The organism is Sulfitobacter sp. SK025 (genome assembly GCF_003352105.1).
GTDB lineage: Bacteria > Pseudomonadota > Alphaproteobacteria > Rhodobacterales > Rhodobacteraceae > Sulfitobacter > Sulfitobacter pontiacus.
In genome coordinates, this window is the sequence record NZ_CP025810.1 from 44,520 (window position 1) to 59,098 (window position 14,579).

A 14,579-nucleotide genomic window follows, 5' to 3' on the forward strand; every position below is an offset into this window, starting at 1 on the left:
CTATCAGCCCTTTGCCGCAGAAGAATTTTCGAAAAACGCGCGCACCATCTCTTTTTTATCCCGTACCACGCGCACGCCATTGCGTTCTGCCGGCGCTTGCTTGGTCGCGCGGCGGCTGGCGAAAGAGGCGGCTGTTTCTTCGGGCGGGGGAGGCGCTTCGACGGGGGCCGGCGCACGTTGCGCGGTTTCGATGCTTTCGCGCATGTGGTGCACAGATTGTTCGGATTTATCGACCGCAGAGGAGAATTGTTCGACCAGCGGTTCAAGCTGTTTCAACGTCGCCGTCAACTTGCGCAATTTCATCGAAACCACGTAGCCATAGCCGATGCTGCCGATCAGTAATACGACGATCAGGCTGTCAATTATCGTTGCCATCATCTTCGTGGTCCTCCAGAATTTCCAGCTTTTCGGTAATTTGCACAGCCACATAGCCGTTGTTGCGTTTGCCCAACGACACGTTGAACATCGGGGTGTCGGCACAGGTCACAGTGGCATCGCGGCCTTCCTCGATGCCGAAATCAATGGTGTCGCCGGGCCGCCATGACATGATTTTTTGGAGCGGAAAGACGTTTTCGGACAGGACGACATCCAGATCGACGTTCGCCCGTTCGATCTGCGCCCCGATCAACCCGCGCCACTGGTCTTGCGACACCATACGGTCGCCGAAATAGACTTTACCCAAGTCGGGCAAGATCTGTTCAAGTGCGTCATAGGGGATAACAAGATCAAGGTTCCCGGTATTCCCTGCCAGGGTCAACGACAGCCGTAACCGCGCGCAAAGGCTTGTGTTTTTGGCAATCGCGGCACCTTCGGCCTCGGTTTCGATGCGATCGAGTTCGAGGTTCGCAGCCCCCACAACCGACAAAGACCGCTCCAACTCGGCAAAGACGGCAGAGGCGAGCCGTTCGCCAAAGCCAAGCTCGATCGCGGTAAAGGGATCGGTGTTGTCGAGATCGACGTTCTTGGCGTTCCCGCCCAGCATCAGTTCAACCGCGGTCATAAGCACCGTTTGATCCATCACCACAAGGATTTCACCGACAAAGGGGTGACCTGTGCCAACGGCCAGAAACGTAGGCTTGGGCAGCCCTTCGATCACTTTGCCCATGGGGATATAGTCAAGCGAGGCAAGTGAGGCTTCACACATGGCGCGCATCAGGTCGGGCAGGGCAACCGACAGGTTTTCGACCATGCGATCGCCAATGATGTCGAGCATGGGCAGGCGATCAAAGGTGAAATCCGACATGCGGATGATCTCGTCGATCAGGGTGCTGCCTGCTTCGTCGGGTCGCCGTGCTGTTGTGTCGCTCTCGCTCATCGCCGCCTCCTACTGCACGATCAGGTCTTTGATCAGGATTTCCTGCGGCAGATCGCTGCCCACGGCGGCGCGCGCCCGTTTCAGCAGTTCGGCCTTGATATAAAGAATGCCCGCCATGCCGCGCACGTCGTTTTCGGTCAGCCCACGCAGGTAGCCGTTGAAAAGATCGCGCATGAAGGGCTGGCGTTCGACCATCAGCTTGTCCGCGCCCGCATCGGGCCGGTAGGCGACCATGAGGTTCACCTTAAGAAACGCCGATGTCGGCGTGCCGTTCTGATCGAAACCTTGGATGTTGGTCAACATCTCGCCCAGATCGATCAGCCCTGTGCTTGCGGCCTTGGTATCGTCGGCGTGGTCTTCGGCATCACCCTCGTCCTTGGCGTGATCGTCTTTACCATGATCTTCCGTGTCGGCGTGATCATCCTTGGTGTCCGTCTGATCGGCTTCTTCGCTTTTATACTCGGGCTCGAAGGCTTCGGCGTCTTTGACGTAGGCCGCACGGGCAAGGAAAAAGCCGCCGCCCAAGGATACCACGCACATGAGCGCGGCCGCGATCAGCATTTTGCGCGACCCGCGTGGCCGGTCCGCTGCGTCAGCAGAGGCGGCCTGCTTTGCCGCAGCTGGCTTTTTTTTCGCTTTGTCGGCCATGTGGAAACCTTAACTTGGTGTTAATGCCACATTCCCCTTTTAAGGGCAAAAACACAAGGTTAAAAATTGTTTAATACTTGCCTTGAGGCATGAATTGATCAATATATTCACAACAAATCGATGCTGAGGGGCCCCATGCAAGGATTAATCGACAATCTCAAGTCGCTCGGTAAAAACAAGCTCATGATGCTTGGCGGGGCGGGCATTGGTGTGGTGCTGTTGATGATTCTCGGCATTGGTGCCGTGACCCGTCCGGACTACGCGCCGCTCTATTCGAATCTGTCGATCACCTCCGCAAATTCGATCGAGGCGACGCTGGCAAACGCCGGCTTCAATGCGATGGTCTCTGAAGACGGCACCAGCATCTCTGTTCCCCGCGGGGACGCGGTGCGGGCGCGTATGGTTTTGGCGGAGACCGGCATGCCCATCGATGGGGATCCGGGATGGGAGCTGTTCGACGAAAGCAGCGGGCTGGCGATGAACTCCTTCCTGCAGAAGATCAATAAGATGCGCGCGATGGAGGGGGAGCTCGCCCGTTCCATCCAGACGCTTGACGGGATCTCGTCTGCGCGGGTTCATCTGGTGTTGCCCGACCGCGAGCCCTTCTCCCGCGATGCGCCAGCGCCGCGTGCCTCTATCATCCTGCGCCCCGAATCCGGCCGTGCGGTGACCCGCAAGCAGGCCGTGGCGGTCAGCAATCTGGTCGCCTCTGCCGTTGCTGATCTGGATATTTCGCGCGTCACCGTTCTGTCGGCCAGTGGCGAGACGATCCTGGCGGAAGGGCCGGACGGCAGCAGCCAAGGCGGCGTCCAATCCGCTAAAGCAGGCATTGAAGACCGCCTGTCGCAAGAGATACAGAACATCCTGACAGCGCGGGTCGGCGCGGGGAATGCGCGCGTCCATGTGAACGTCGAATTGACCACGCAGCGCGAAGTCATTGTCGAGCAGACATACGACCCCGACCAGCAGGTCGTGCGGTCGACCGAGACGAAGTCCGAAGACCAGACCGGCACGAAAGAGGCAGGCAACGTCGGTGTGGAAAACAACATCCCTGCCGCTTTGGCCGATGGCAATGGGGCAGGGACATCGACCCGTCGGTCCGAGGCCGACGAGATCGTGCAATATGAGATCGGCAACACGCGCCGCGAGATCGTGCGCGAAGCCGGCGACGTGCGGCGCATGTCCGTCGCGGTTCTGGTGAACGGGATCTACAACGTTGACGGGTCCGATGTGATTTACGCCGAACGCACGCCGGAAGAGCTCGCGCGGCTTGGGGAGCTGGTCAAAACTGCCGTCGGATTCGACACTACACGTGGGGATAGTGTCTCTGTCGATAGTATGCGGTTCATGGATTATTCGATGGATCTTGGCGATCCGATCGACAAATCTATCGGGGATGAGCTGACCGATAATGTCGTGTCTATTGTGCGCGGTGTTCTGGCCCTGCTGGTTGTCGGCCTGATCCTCGTCTTTGGCGTACGGCCCATGCTGCGTAAATTCAGCGAAGGGGATCAGCTCAACAGCTACGAAGATCCCGCCCTGACCGCAGAAAAGGCCGCCGAACCGGCGGCACTGACAGCGGAAGGCCAGCGCCCCAAGCTGCCTGGCACCACGCCAGCCGTCGCGGATATTGCCGAGGATGACGACCCGTTGACTGTCACGGATGATGATATCGAAGCTGCGGAAGTGGCTGAATACGTGCGCAAGGAGGGCATCCGTGGGAATCTGCACAAGAAAAAGATCGAGACGATCCAACAGCTTGCAGATGAGAAACCCCAAGAGGTTCTGCGCGTGATCCGGTCGTGGCTTCCTGCCGAGGCAGGCGCATGATCGATCTTTTCGCCCGAAATTTTGACAGCGACAATGCCCCCGCGGCGCCCGTCACTACAATCGACGAGGAAGAGCTGAACCTGCGTCTCGCCGAAGCGCGCAAGCAGGGCTTTGATGCCGGGCGCGCCGTCGGTCAACAAGATGCAAAGGCGGAGTTTGACGCGCAAGAGGATGCACGACTAGAGGCGGAGAGTGCTGAAATCCGTGCGCAGCTTGACGCGCTGATCGCGCAAGATACGAGACAGTGTCGCGCAACAGAGACTGATATCGTGGAACTCTTCCTCGGCATCGGCGACCGGCTTGTACCAGAGTTGCTGCAAAACTACGGCGTCGATCTGGCCATTGGTCGCATCCGTGAAAGCGTCGCCCTAAGCCGCAGTACACCGGTTCTGTCCATCACCGCCTGCCCCGAAGTCGCCGCACGGCTGCAGGCCGAGCCGCCGGTTTGGCTACCTGCATCAACAGACGCCGCGTCGATCAAGATTGTCGCGGATGGCGACCTTCCCCGTGGTGCGGCGCGGGTCGTCTGGCAGGGCGGGAAGCTGGAATACGATCTCGACGAGGCAACCACGGCCGTGCGCAGCGCCTTGCAAACCGCCGCCGTTGAACTGACCGCAACCACAAGGATTGCTGAATAATGCTACATAATGACCAGGATAAAACCCAAGCAGACCTGACCGACAGCACCCCTCAGGATGCAGAAACCAAAGCGCCGGCGGGGCTGGATGGCAAAAGCCTTGATGCGATCTTTGGTGTCAAACTAGACGTTCGTGTCGTTCTGGGGCGCAGCCGTATGCCGATCTCGGAGCTGCTGAACCTGACCAAAGGGTCGGTGATCGAGCTTGACCGCCGCGTGGGTGAACCCGTCGACATCATGATTAACGATCGCATGGTCGCGCGCGGTGATCTGGTGCGCGTGCAGGGGGATTCCCTTGGAGTTGCGCTGCGTGAGATCGTCAAAGACTTCGTCTCAGAAATCTGATGTCCCCCCGTTTGCTGCCCCTGTTTGCACCGCGCGTGATGTGTGGTCTGGCCTTGGTTTTGGCCGGTGTCGTTGCATCCGCATCGACCGGATGGGCGCAAGAGGCAGACCTTGGCAGCATGGTGCGGGACCTCTCTTCGGCTTTCGGCGACGTCACCCCGGGCACGGACGAGGGGGCCAGCCTGTCGGGCCGTCTGATCCAGCTCTTCGCGATCATTACGGTCCTCAGCGTGGCACCGGGGCTTTTGGTGATGGTCACGAGCTTCACCAGATTTGTCATTGTTTTCTCGATGTTACGGCTTGCGCTTGGGCTGAACCAAACGCCACCGAACATCGTGTTGAACGCTATGGCGCTGTTCATGACCTTCTTTGTGATGCAGCCGGTGTTCGAGGATGCGTGGGAGGGCGGGCTGGTCCCCTTGATGGAAAACGCCATCATCGAAGAGCAGGCCGTGCGCAATATATCCGAGCCGTTTTACAACTTCATGTTGGTTAATACGCGCGACAAGGATCTCCAGCTTTTCACTGATATTGCGGATGAAGCCTCGCCGCCCTCGGACGGGCCTGCTGCGCTGCCAAGCTGGCGGGTGCTGGTGCCCTCCTTCATGATTTCGGAACTGCGTCGCGCGTTTACCATCGGCTTTCTGATTTACCTTCCATTCATCGCGATCGACCTGATCGTGGCATCGGTTTTGATGAGCGCAGGCATGATGATGCTGCCGCCCGTGTTGGTTTCGCTGCCCTTCAAGGTCATCTTTTTCGTACTGATCGATGGGTGGTACATGCTGGCTGGATCGCTGATTCAATCCTACGTGTCCGGATAAACCGCCGCGGTCATAAATAGCCATGTCAAACAAGAATAGTTTCGGCTATCCTTGTGCGATAATATCCAGCCTGCGGGAATCGACGATCTCATGAACCAGTTTGTACCCCTTCGCAAACATCGCCACATGTCCGGCGCGCAGAAATCGGCGATCCTTTTCCTGTGTTTGGGCGAGGAGAGGGGCGGCGCGATCATGCAGCAGCTTGATGTTGATGAGATCCGCCAGATCACTACCGCTATCTCGACGATGGGCGAAGTCGACGCCGGTATCGTCGAAGAAATCATCGCGGAATTTGATGAAAAAGTGAATCACAGCGGTAGTGTGGTCGGCTCGATTGATGCTGCGCGCGGATTGCTGAAAGAATTTCTCCCCGAAGATCGTGTTGCTGAAATTTTGCAGGAAATTGACGGCAAAAAGATCGATAACGTTTGGAAAGACCTATCGGATCTGGACGAGAAGGAGTTGGTCGCCTTTCTTCAGAAGGAACACAACCAGACGATCGCGGTCATCCTGACTCGAATCCGGCCTGACGTCGCAGCGAAGGTATTGCCGCTTTTGGGGGCCGAACGAGCCGCCGATCTGATCGAGCGCATCATGGGCATGGACAAGCTGCCGATCGATACGATTCAGAATATCGAAAACACATTGCGTGAAGATGTGTTGGCCAAGGCCGGGAACAGCGCTGAAGCCCGGATCGAGAGCCAATTGGTGTCGATTTTCAACAAACTCGATGAAGATATGTTGGTTAATCTCACCCGCAACCTGGAAGAGCGCCAGCCTGATAAGCTCTTGTCGATCAAGCAAAAAATGTTTGTTTTTGACGATTTGGTAAAATTCAACGAAATGATGTTGGGTAAAATCATGCGCGAAGTGAGCGGGAATACCCTGCCGATGGCGCTGCGTGGTGCCAAGAAGGAAGTGCGTGAACATTTCCTGGCGTCCCTGCCTTCGCGATCACGCGGAATGCTGCAGGATGAAATGTCTTCAATGGGCCCTGTCCGGTCCAAAGATGTTAAAGGCGCGCAGGCTCAGTTGGTCGAAGCCGCATTGCGTTTGATGTCGGAAGGGGAGGTGTCCTTGCCCGAAAACGACGACGATATGATGTCGGATATGCCGAGCTGATCAGCGATACAGGCGAGATGCAGAGAATGTGACAGCCGTCACATCGATTGTGATCGGCACGAACTGGCCGCCCAGATTATAAGACTGCAGTAGATCAAGCGCTATTGAATTTGCCTGAAATCCCTGTGGGTTAACGGCATCTGAAATGGCAACGTAGCGCGCGATCAGATTCTCACGCTCCGCCGGATCCGCCAGTTTTTCGAGGTCGAATTTATCAGCGAGAAGGGCCTTTTGTTTGTCGAGATCAAGGGCAGACATCTGTTCGGGGAGTGACAAGGCGACTTGGAAGAAGTTAGTCAACTTCTCGTTGGCCAGTACTTCGAACCAGTTATTAATACCGCTAAACTTGTCACGAAATTCCAGCACCGTGCCCACGGTCTCGTTCTGGGCGTCATTTTCGTTGATGTATTGCCGATTATAGAAGCGCGTCGTCACATCATTTAGGAAATCCGGGTCCGTCAAATCAGGGGTCTGCGGACCTGCCTCTGTCGTGAAGCCAAGGGCCAGATGCATTTCGCGGAAGCGGCTGTCGGTCAGTCGGTTCAGCAGGGATGAAGGTTCGACCGGATCGGATTCCAGCATTTTGCGGATCAGCCCTTTGCCGAAAATCTGGTCTTCCAGGTCAAAGGCCCGCATCACAAAACTGTAGACCTCGAAATCCGCGATCAGCTCTTCCGGGCTGGAGATGTCGCCGATTCTGTTGCGAAACGCTTCTTCCGCGCGTTTGTTGGCGGCGGAATCACGCATCAGATCAAGCTGTTTGTCCCGCGTTGCGTCAATCAGCTTGAGCGCGGTGGAGCTGCCTAAACCTGAAATGCTGATCATAGGTTAACCCTATTCCGCCGCCGTGGCTGTGTTCGTTTCCCGGATCATTTTGAACAATTTTTCTTCATATTCGATCAGGGGGCGCAATGTGCGCATCGCTTTGTAGAAGTCAGCAGAAGACACGTGAGCCGCGGCTTCAAAAATGTGGCTGGCCATCTCGTCGTGGAAAACCGGCGCAAGCGCGCCTAGTTTCCTTTGAATGATCGACACCAATTTTTTACGGGTCGATGGCTCAAGCAAGGCGGTCTGGATGAAGAAATAGACCTCTTTTACAGGGGTGCGCTCTTCATCCTCTTTTAGCAGATCGGCTTCACGCACGATGTCAGCCTGATTCTCGATCACAATCATCTGACGGCGATCGGCGTTGCGCACGACACAGCCGTTAATCAGGATCCGCTCGTTCGGTTTCAGGGTTAATCGCAGCGCCATAAAGCTTACTCCGCCGCGACTTTTGCAGCCCGTCCGCTCAGACCGTTGATAATACTGCGGTTAATATCAATCAAAGGCTTCACATTTTTAGACCCTGACAGGACCGCTTTGGTGTGGTTTTCCACCCAAAGAGCCAGCGAGATCAGCGCAGCGCGCAAATCGGCCGTCAGCCCGTTATCCTTCTCGGCCAAATCGGCCTTGAACGTGAGCCAAACGCGCTGGTTCTCCCATAGGGTGTCTCGCAGGCCATCTGCAAGCATCTGAAGCTTTTGAGATTTTTCCGCAGCACCGTCAAATGCTTCGAATTTGTTTTCAAGTTTGGATGTCACGCTCGCCAAAATCCGACGCTCAATCTGGCGCGGATCTTCGGTGTGCGAGATGGTCCGCTTATACGCGGTTACACTCATTTCACTGCCTTTTTATTCTGCCTCGGTTCAACTATAGGGTGGCAGAGTTAAGGGAGAATTAAAAAATCCTTAATTTCTTGAAAGCAAGGACAATTCTCAGCAGTTCGTTTTAAATCATGCTTTGCATGTCACACTGTGGCGGGGTTTTCGGTGGGCCGCAGTGTTAATGAATGTGCTGGCCCGGAGTAACCGCGCGCAGCATTTCACGGTGAAAGCTGTGGGCGATATTATCAGCGGAAAGCAAGCCGTTAGGGGCGGTGCCGTCACGCTCGGACTGGGCGAGGGAAACGATGATATGGCCGATGTGGTGGCCAAGTTGAACGGGGCACGCAGGTGTCAGGGCTGATTGGGCGCAGGGTTCGATCAAAACGATGGCGTCATCTTCCAGATCAAGGCCAAACTCCTGATCTAGAACATCGGCCAAGGAAGCGCCGGAAATGATCTCTTCTCCGGCGTAGATCGCGAAGGGGGTCAGATCAGCGTCCTCTGCGGCGACGGTGAAACGGGTGATCGGCGACGCGAGCAGTGACGACAGGATGCGGCCCAAGGGCGTGTTGCAGGGATCGGCGCAAAATTCCAGCCGACCGCCCCAGATGTGCCCCATCAAATCAGAACGCATAGTTAAAACTTCCCCAAGTGTCGCGTGTGCAACCCCAAGGTATCTTCCCGACACGGTTTTTTGAATTCCGGATTTGTTAAACTTCGCAAGCGGATCTTGAATTTCAACAAGGATCAGCGCAGCGGTTTTGCGCTGACACTTGCGGTGATTTCGGCAAAATTCCCCCGATCACCCATATTTTTGGGAACCAAATATGGGGCGAAATGTTATCCACAGCACAAGTATTGGTGGGCGGGGGAAAATATGGCTGCATGTTCACCCATATGCGAATTTACAATAAATGTGTTGAGAATGTGCGGCAAGTGTGAGCGCGAAAAGGTGCGATTCTCTCGCCGTCCAGGTACGGGCACCCCTTACGTCGGATCGAATGCATTCAGTCCGCAGGTGCGCAGCATATACCCGCTGGAGCGTACCGTTTCGACGGAAATACGTTCATCAAATGTGTCCGCAAATTTCTTACGGATTTTCGCCACGTGGACATCAAATTTCCGATCACCATATCGCCACGGCCGAGATTCCACGGCGAGACTAAGCGCATCGCGGGTCACTATTTGCCCGTCTTGGGCGAATAATACCCGCATGATCTGAGCTTCCGCCGTCGTTAATCCGGCGCGCAGGGCGATATACGCTTCGACATCCCAGCTCACATCTTGAGGCTGTTCAATTGACGGCGTAGGGGTTGGTAGGCGTCGGTTCAGTCGTAAAGACAGCTCGCGCAGATTGCAGGGCCATGTGAGGACATCGATCGCACCCGCTTCAAACGCATCGGCACCCCATGCCCCCTTCAGCTCTTGTATCGCGAGCACGACTCCGGGCTGCGCTTGGGTGGTGAGCGTGCTGATCAGCGGGGCCGGGTTGCTGGTCGCTTCGGTCATATCGACGAAAATGGCGTTAACGCTTTCGCTGTTGTGTAGCCAATCTTCGCAGGCGTCAAAGTCTATACATTCAAAGTCGAACTTTAGGATAACCGTAAATAAATAGTTCAGGGCGTTGCGCACCGAAGGTGACGTAGAGACGAGTAGAATCTTGGTCATTTATCGCGTTGCCCCAATGGGTTGACCGATGGATGTTCGGAAAAGGATAGCATTGCGGCGAGACGCGGAAAGGACACGATGATAACGGCCATATACTAGGAAAGGTAGCGATGAGCTGGGTTATCCCTTTGTTGCACGAACCCGTGGCCGAAATCAAAGTCAGAGTTATGCGGCAATAATTGGGCCTGCTTGTCATGAAAAAGCCATACGTTCACTATTCTTTAACCTTCCACGCTATGTATATCCTTGCAGACTGCAGAACGCGTCTGAGAGAACCTCAAGAATAGGCGCTAGAAAATGGCAGACATACTTGAAATTGTTGCGCCAAAGCGGCGTGCGCTCGCGGCGGCCAAACGGCTGGTCCATTTGCGCGACGAGGCGGTGCAGGATGAAAACATGCGCGCGGTGATCCTTCACGCGGCAGAAGTTGTGGCCAAGTCGGGTGTTCTGTCCTCAGTCGCAGAGAGTGGTCCAAAACGGCAAGGTTTTGCCACATCTGACCTGCCGAGCTTGCATCCCGACCGCCACCGGTTGAATTAATCCACCGCAGTTTATCTTGAGTTCGTAAGTTGTTGTCCTTTCGCCATTCCTTGCGGCGGGCCAACCTATACTTAAGAGACATTGACAATTTTTGTGAGGTTGGCGGACAATCCTGGTATTCTAGTAGAGTTTCCAAGATTTGTTCACGAGGCTTCATCCCGCACCGACGTAGTAAAGGCGCATACGAAAGTGACAGAGTTTACAGATCCCCCCGTTTCCGAGGCCGCAATTCGCGTGATTACCGCATTCGCTGGCCGTGAATCCGCAACCGTGCAAGACATTCTGGCGTTGTCGCAGGCGCTTCCCGCCGCGCTTGCCGGGCTCCAGCCCGCAGCCGCCAAGGCTGAAATCAGCAAGGTAGCAGCGCAGTTTACGACTGAAACCGCCATTCCCGCGGTGCCGGTTGCCGAGTCGTTTACGGATGATTCCGTCACCTGCCTGTGCTGCGGCCGATCCTTTACCATGCTCAAGCGTCACCTGCGCGCAGAGCACGGGTTGAGCGAGAGCGAATACCGGATCAAGTTCAATCTTGATGATGATCATCCCCTCGTTGCACCGAACTATTCTTTGCGCAAAGCGGATTATGCAAAGAAAGCCGGCCTTGGTCGCTATGCCCGCGACGAGGCGGTGCAGGCAAATCTTGGGTCGCAGCTGTAAAGTTCAAATGCCTTTCCTTTGCCACCGTTTTGTCCTGCGGAGCACCTAATCCCCCTCGATACATGTCTCTGAGGCAGTCGGTGCAGAAGCACGTCTGCCGAACCGGCCCCCGTGGTCGCGAGAATAGAGGCAGGACATATGGCAGCGACGACACAGCCGCGCGTATTTAAAAAAGTAGAAGTTATTGAAGGCGGTGGACATCACGGTGGCGGCTGGAAGGTCGCCTATGCTGATTTCATGACCGCGATGATGGCGTTCTTTCTGCTGATGTGGATTCTCTCGAGCGCGGACGAGCAAAAGCTGCGCGGGATTGCCGAATACTTTACCAATGCGACCCTGCCCGGCGGGAGTGGTGTATTGGACGGGGCGACCTTGGGGCCACCCGGTACATTGACCGCTTCGAATGGGGCAATTGTGGCCCGTGGCAGCGAGCTTGGGAAAATCGACGATCCGGCCTCGGCCAAGTGGGAAATCCGCGACGAAACCGCGACGTCGGTGCCGGATGAGACGCAGATCGGCTCGGAAGACGGTGCCCATGAAAACCCCGCCGCGGCCAATGTTGCCAGCGCGTCGCAAACCGCATCCGATGGGTCAAAGTCGGCTGGCGATGCGACCATTGATAATGTGCACGCGCTGGACAATGAAAAGTTCAAAAAGCTGGAGCAGGATATCTTGCAGGCGATGCAGGAGAATCCCGACCTTGATCCGCTGAAGAAGAACCTGATTTTCCAGCAAACACCCGAAGGCTTGCAGATCCAGATCATCGATCAGGAAGGGCAGCCGATGTTCTATAGTGGCCGTGCCGAAATGCAGGGTGCCACAGATCAGCTGCTCGCGAATTTGGGTAAGTCTTTGGCGCGCCTGCCGAATAAAATCACGCTGTCAGGGCACACCGATGCTGTCCGCTTTGCCAATAGTCAGAAATACGACAACTGGGATCTGTCTTCGGACCGCGCCAACGCCACGCGCCGTGTTTTCGAAGCCTCGGGCGTTGCACGTGATCGTATCATCCGCGTGTCGGGCCTTGCCGATACCGCGCCGCTGGTGCCCGAAAATCCGACCGACGCGTCTAACCGTCGGATCACGGTGTCGGTTCAATATCAGAAGGTCGAGGACTATGCCGGCGATGACGTAGCCCCGACGCAGATTGATGCGGCGACACCGCCAGCCGAGACCGGCGAGAAGCTATATAAGGCGTCGATCCCTGCGCCCGTAGCACCACAAAACAGTGGCGAGGTGCAACGGGTCGCACAGAATGTCGATCCTGTGGCGGCACCTTTGAAGGATGATGTATTCTTGAACCTGCGCAACGCGCTGCGGTGATCAGGCTCTGATCAACTCGCCCAAGGTGGGGACCCGTCGGCTGGCAAAGATCGGCCGGCGGGATCGTTCGACCGAGCGGCGCAGGAACTCTGGCAGCATGGGGTTTGCTTCTTCATTTACCATCGTGCCGCGCGGTGCAGCGACCACGGGGTCGGCTGTGGGAATATCAAGGCCGAGCATCTTGGCAGGGTCCAGCCCTTCTTCCAGCGCGTAGTTGTAGTTCACGGCGTAATCGACCGCTTCTTCCAGCACCACCGGGTCCGATGCGACCAGCGCCATCAACCGGCGTTCGTCGGAATAGAGGAATTGCTTGGTCTTGAAGCCGTCGACCTCGGGGACAAAGCAGGTGTTTTCGCGGCGCAGCTTCAGCAGTTTGACCAAACGATCCGGCATCAAGTGGCGTTCATCGCGGCGAAACACGATCATGCTGCAGGTCCCAAAGCTGGACAGGCACGCCGCGAGGCAGATATGATCCGGCCAGCCCGAGAATGCGAATTTCACATCGTCCGCATCAATCAGGACAATCATTGTGGTTTCAACATCCGAGATCACGGCACTCTCCAGCTTATTCTGAAGTTTACCTTAGTCACACCATGGAAAGATAGCAATTGGTCTTGAGCGACAAATTTTTAAACTTGGAGGAACATGAACTGTTCTTGAGATTCCAATGAAAATGCCTAAAGTGCTTGGAAACTTGCAAGTGGAAAACAAATGACGATTATTCTGGGCTTCGTGGTCGTGATGGGCATGGTCTTTGGGGGATATATGCTCTCTGGCGGGGACATGGGCATCATCACCCACGCGCTACCGTTCGAAGGTATGATGATCGGCGGTGCCGCGCTTGGCTCGTTTATTGCGGCGAATTCCTTTGCTAATATCGCGGGGGCAGGGCGTGCGTTGGTCAAGGCATTTAAGGGGCCCAAGTGGAATTCGGGCGACTATGTGGACCTACTGAATCTCATGTATACGCTGGCCCGCAAGTACCAGCAAAATGGCATGCTCGCGCTGGATGAACATATTGAAAACCCGCAAGAAAGTTCGATCTTTTCGCAGTACCCCAAGCTGCAGAAAGACCACTTTGCCATTGATCTGATCACCGATAGTTTCCGTATGCTGGCGATGCAGTTCGATGACCCCTATCAGGCGGAAGATGTCATTAACCGCAAGCTGAAAAAGCACCACCACGAAGCGTTGGTGGCCCCGCACGGGCTGACCACCGTCTCCGACGCGCTACCCGCCATCGGGATTGTTGCGGCGGTTTTGGGCGTGATCAAGACGATGTCGTCGATCGACAAGCCGCCTGCGGTTCTGGGGGCGATGATCGGCGGCGCGTTGGTCGGGACATTCCTTGGGGTTTTCCTTGCCTATCTTTTCGTCTCCCCGGTCGCCAACCGTCTGCAAGCCATCGAAGAGCAGGACGGCATTTACTACGCCGTGATCCGCGACATCTTTATCGCGATCCTGCATGGCCATTCGCCCGCGATCTGCACCGAGATCGGGCGCGGCAACATTCCCACCAGCCTGCAGCCCAGCTTTTACGAGATGGAAGAGGCCCGCAAACAGATGCCAGAGGCCGCATAACCCATGGCCGGACGCCGTCAGATTGCTGCGCTCAAGCTGATCAACACCATCCGGCAACACGAGCTGGATGCCATCGGGGCACAGCTTTCGGGCCTGCGGGCACAGCAAACATCGCTGACGGAACAAAGTGCGGCGCTGACCCAGCGGGCGATTGCTGAACAGACGGGCAGCACCTTGGAAACACAGGCCTATTTGCCCGCCTACCTATCCTCGGTTGACCGGCAACAACGTGGCTTGGCGGCGGAGGGGGATGCGCTGACAGGGCAGATCGACACGCTAGAGGATGCGCTTTTTGCGCAGTTCCGCGCGCTTAAGACCACGCAAACAGTGCTGTCAAAAGCGCAAACCGAGGCGAAAGCCGATGCTGACAGGGCAGAACAGGCCGCACTAGACGACGCGTCGCGCGCGCTGTTTGCGTTGCAGCGCCGGTAACGCTTTTTACC

General features: G+C 56.2%; 19 protein-coding genes. 10 read left to right on the forward strand and 9 right to left on the reverse strand.

The window, feature by feature from the left end:
- Positions 1-3 precede the first annotated feature (3 nt).
- The 3 genes from C1J04_RS16895 to C1J04_RS16905 are packed head-to-tail and all read right to left on the reverse strand — an operon-like array spanning position 4 to position 1,963.
- Entirely contained in the window at positions 4-378 is a 375-nt protein-coding gene (locus C1J04_RS16895) for a hypothetical protein (RefSeq protein ID WP_005849045.1), read from the reverse strand.
- Positions 359-1,315 carry a flagellar motor switch protein FliM gene (locus C1J04_RS16900; RefSeq protein WP_009824339.1) on the reverse strand — a complete coding sequence of 319 codons (957 nt, stop codon included), beginning with the start codon at positions 1,313-1,315 and terminating at the stop codon, positions 359-361. The genes C1J04_RS16895 and C1J04_RS16900 overlap by 20 nt, the downstream gene beginning before the upstream one ends.
- 9 nt (positions 1,316-1,324) lie before the next feature.
- The gene (locus C1J04_RS16905) at positions 1,325-1,963 is read right to left on the reverse strand and encodes a flagellar basal body-associated FliL family protein (RefSeq protein WP_009824338.1); all 639 of its coding nucleotides are present in this window, start codon (positions 1,961-1,963) and stop codon (positions 1,325-1,327) included.
- A gap of 135 nt (positions 1,964-2,098) precedes the next feature.
- On the opposite strand from C1J04_RS16905, the gene fliF reads away from it, so the two are divergent.
- The 5 genes from fliF to C1J04_RS16930 all read left to right on the forward strand — a co-directional run bounded on the left by fliF (position 2,099) and on the right by C1J04_RS16930 (position 6,721).
- Positions 2,099-3,793 (forward strand): flagellar basal-body MS-ring/collar protein FliF, encoded by a 1,695-nt coding sequence (gene fliF, locus C1J04_RS16910; protein WP_009824337.1) that lies wholly within the window; start codon positions 2,099-2,101, stop codon positions 3,791-3,793.
- On the forward strand, positions 3,790-4,431 hold the full coding sequence (locus tag C1J04_RS16915; RefSeq protein ID WP_009824336.1) for a FliH/SctL family protein: 642 nt from the start codon (positions 3,790-3,792) through the stop codon (positions 4,429-4,431). Before fliF ends, C1J04_RS16915 begins: the two co-directional genes overlap by 4 nt.
- Complete coding sequence (gene fliN, locus C1J04_RS16920; RefSeq protein ID WP_009824335.1) at positions 4,431-4,775, forward strand: flagellar motor switch protein FliN; 345 nt, start codon at positions 4,431-4,433, stop codon at positions 4,773-4,775. Before C1J04_RS16915 ends, fliN begins: the two co-directional genes overlap by 1 nt.
- Positions 4,775-5,599, forward strand: coding sequence for a flagellar type III secretion system pore protein FliP (gene fliP, locus C1J04_RS16925; protein ID WP_005849053.1), 825 nt, complete (start codon positions 4,775-4,777; stop codon positions 5,597-5,599). Before fliN ends, fliP begins: the two co-directional genes overlap by 1 nt.
- Positions 5,600-5,725: 126 nt before the next feature.
- Positions 5,726-6,721 carry a flagellar motor switch protein FliG gene (locus C1J04_RS16930; RefSeq protein ID WP_114865666.1) on the forward strand — a complete coding sequence of 332 codons (996 nt, stop codon included), beginning with the start codon at positions 5,726-5,728 and terminating at the stop codon, positions 6,719-6,721.
- Here the strand turns inward: C1J04_RS16930 and C1J04_RS16935 are convergent, their stop codons facing one another.
- The 5 genes from C1J04_RS16935 to C1J04_RS16955 all read right to left on the reverse strand — a co-directional run bounded on the left by C1J04_RS16935 (position 6,722) and on the right by C1J04_RS16955 (position 10,035).
- The gene (locus tag C1J04_RS16935) at positions 6,722-7,546 is read right to left on the reverse strand and encodes a DUF1217 domain-containing protein (RefSeq protein WP_009824333.1); all 825 of its coding nucleotides are present in this window, start codon (positions 7,544-7,546) and stop codon (positions 6,722-6,724) included.
- 9 nt (positions 7,547-7,555) lie between these two features.
- Complete coding sequence (locus tag C1J04_RS16940) at positions 7,556-7,975, reverse strand: flagellar biosynthesis repressor FlbT (RefSeq protein WP_009824332.1); 420 nt, start codon at positions 7,973-7,975, stop codon at positions 7,556-7,558.
- 5 nt (positions 7,976-7,980) lie between these two features.
- Positions 7,981-8,382 (reverse strand): flagellar biosynthesis regulator FlaF, encoded by a 402-nt coding sequence (gene flaF / locus C1J04_RS16945; protein ID WP_009824331.1) that lies wholly within the window; start codon positions 8,380-8,382, stop codon positions 7,981-7,983.
- Between the two features lie 163 nt (positions 8,383-8,545).
- Positions 8,546-9,001, reverse strand: a complete 456-nt coding sequence (locus C1J04_RS16950; protein WP_009824330.1) for a hypothetical protein — start codon at positions 8,999-9,001, stop codon at positions 8,546-8,548.
- A 353-nt stretch (positions 9,002-9,354) separates the two neighbouring features.
- A complete protein-coding gene (locus C1J04_RS16955) occupies positions 9,355-10,035 on the reverse strand; it encodes a winged helix-turn-helix domain-containing protein (protein WP_009824329.1) in 681 nt (226 codons plus the stop codon).
- 297 nt (positions 10,036-10,332) lie between these two features.
- Between C1J04_RS16955 and C1J04_RS16960 the strand changes: the two genes are divergently transcribed.
- The 3 genes from C1J04_RS16960 (at position 10,333) to C1J04_RS16970 (ending at position 12,555) form a co-directional block, all read left to right on the forward strand.
- Positions 10,333-10,575 (forward strand): hypothetical protein, encoded by a 243-nt coding sequence (locus C1J04_RS16960; RefSeq protein WP_009824328.1) that lies wholly within the window; start codon positions 10,333-10,335, stop codon positions 10,573-10,575.
- Between the two features lie 99 nt (positions 10,576-10,674).
- Complete coding sequence (locus tag C1J04_RS16965) at positions 10,675-11,232, forward strand: MucR family transcriptional regulator (RefSeq protein WP_254655094.1); 558 nt, start codon at positions 10,675-10,677, stop codon at positions 11,230-11,232.
- A 138-nt stretch (positions 11,233-11,370) separates the two neighbouring features.
- A complete protein-coding gene (locus tag C1J04_RS16970) occupies positions 11,371-12,555 on the forward strand; it encodes a flagellar motor protein MotB (RefSeq protein ID WP_009824327.1) in 1,185 nt (394 codons plus the stop codon).
- On the opposite strand, the gene C1J04_RS16975 is transcribed toward C1J04_RS16970, so the two are convergent.
- Entirely contained in the window at positions 12,556-13,083 is a 528-nt protein-coding gene (locus C1J04_RS16975; RefSeq protein ID WP_221227978.1) for a flagellar motor protein, read from the reverse strand.
- 183 nt (positions 13,084-13,266) lie between these two features.
- Here C1J04_RS16975 and motA point away from each other — a divergent pair, with 183 nt between their 5' ends.
- Both motA and C1J04_RS16985 read left to right on the forward strand, forming a co-directional pair.
- Positions 13,267-14,136, forward strand: a complete 870-nt coding sequence (gene motA / locus C1J04_RS16980) for a flagellar motor stator protein MotA (protein ID WP_005849072.1) — start codon at positions 13,267-13,269, stop codon at positions 14,134-14,136.
- A 3-nt stretch (positions 14,137-14,139) separates the two neighbouring features.
- Positions 14,140-14,568 carry a flagellar motor protein gene (locus C1J04_RS16985; RefSeq protein WP_009824325.1) on the forward strand — a complete coding sequence of 143 codons (429 nt, stop codon included), beginning with the start codon at positions 14,140-14,142 and terminating at the stop codon, positions 14,566-14,568.
- Positions 14,569-14,579 lie beyond the last annotated feature (11 nt).

Coding starts and splice junctions, on each gene's coding strand:
- C1J04_RS16895 (WP_005849045.1), bottom strand. CDS start 378: ATGATGGCAACGATAATTGACAGCCTGATCGTCGTATTACTGATCGGC.
- C1J04_RS16900 (WP_009824339.1), bottom strand. CDS start 1,315: ATGAGCGAGAGCGACACAACAGCACGGCGACCCGACGAAGCAGGCAGC.
- C1J04_RS16905 (WP_009824338.1), bottom strand. CDS start 1,963: ATGGCCGACAAAGCGAAAAAAAAGCCAGCTGCGGCAAAGCAGGCCGCC.
- fliF (WP_009824337.1), top strand. CDS start 2,099: ATGCAAGGATTAATCGACAATCTCAAGTCGCTCGGTAAAAACAAGCTC.
- C1J04_RS16915 (WP_009824336.1), top strand. CDS start 3,790: ATGATCGATCTTTTCGCCCGAAATTTTGACAGCGACAATGCCCCCGCG.
- fliN (WP_009824335.1), top strand. CDS start 4,431: ATGCTACATAATGACCAGGATAAAACCCAAGCAGACCTGACCGACAGC.
- fliP (WP_005849053.1), top strand. CDS start 4,775: ATGTCCCCCCGTTTGCTGCCCCTGTTTGCACCGCGCGTGATGTGTGGT.
- C1J04_RS16930 (WP_114865666.1), top strand. CDS start 5,726: ATGTCCGGCGCGCAGAAATCGGCGATCCTTTTCCTGTGTTTGGGCGAG.
- C1J04_RS16935 (WP_009824333.1), bottom strand. CDS start 7,546: ATGATCAGCATTTCAGGTTTAGGCAGCTCCACCGCGCTCAAGCTGATT.
- C1J04_RS16940 (WP_009824332.1), bottom strand. CDS start 7,975: ATGGCGCTGCGATTAACCCTGAAACCGAACGAGCGGATCCTGATTAAC.
- flaF (WP_009824331.1), bottom strand. CDS start 8,382: ATGAGTGTAACCGCGTATAAGCGGACCATCTCGCACACCGAAGATCCG.
- C1J04_RS16950 (WP_009824330.1), bottom strand. CDS start 9,001: ATGCGTTCTGATTTGATGGGGCACATCTGGGGCGGTCGGCTGGAATTT.
- C1J04_RS16955 (WP_009824329.1), bottom strand. CDS start 10,035: ATGACCAAGATTCTACTCGTCTCTACGTCACCTTCGGTGCGCAACGCC.
- C1J04_RS16960 (WP_009824328.1), top strand. CDS start 10,333: ATGGCAGACATACTTGAAATTGTTGCGCCAAAGCGGCGTGCGCTCGCG.
- C1J04_RS16970 (WP_009824327.1), top strand. CDS start 11,371: ATGGCAGCGACGACACAGCCGCGCGTATTTAAAAAAGTAGAAGTTATT.
- C1J04_RS16975 (WP_221227978.1), bottom strand. CDS start 13,083: ATGATTGTCCTGATTGATGCGGACGATGTGAAATTCGCATTCTCGGGC.
- motA (WP_005849072.1), top strand. CDS start 13,267: ATGACGATTATTCTGGGCTTCGTGGTCGTGATGGGCATGGTCTTTGGG.
- C1J04_RS16985 (WP_009824325.1), top strand. CDS start 14,140: ATGGCCGGACGCCGTCAGATTGCTGCGCTCAAGCTGATCAACACCATC.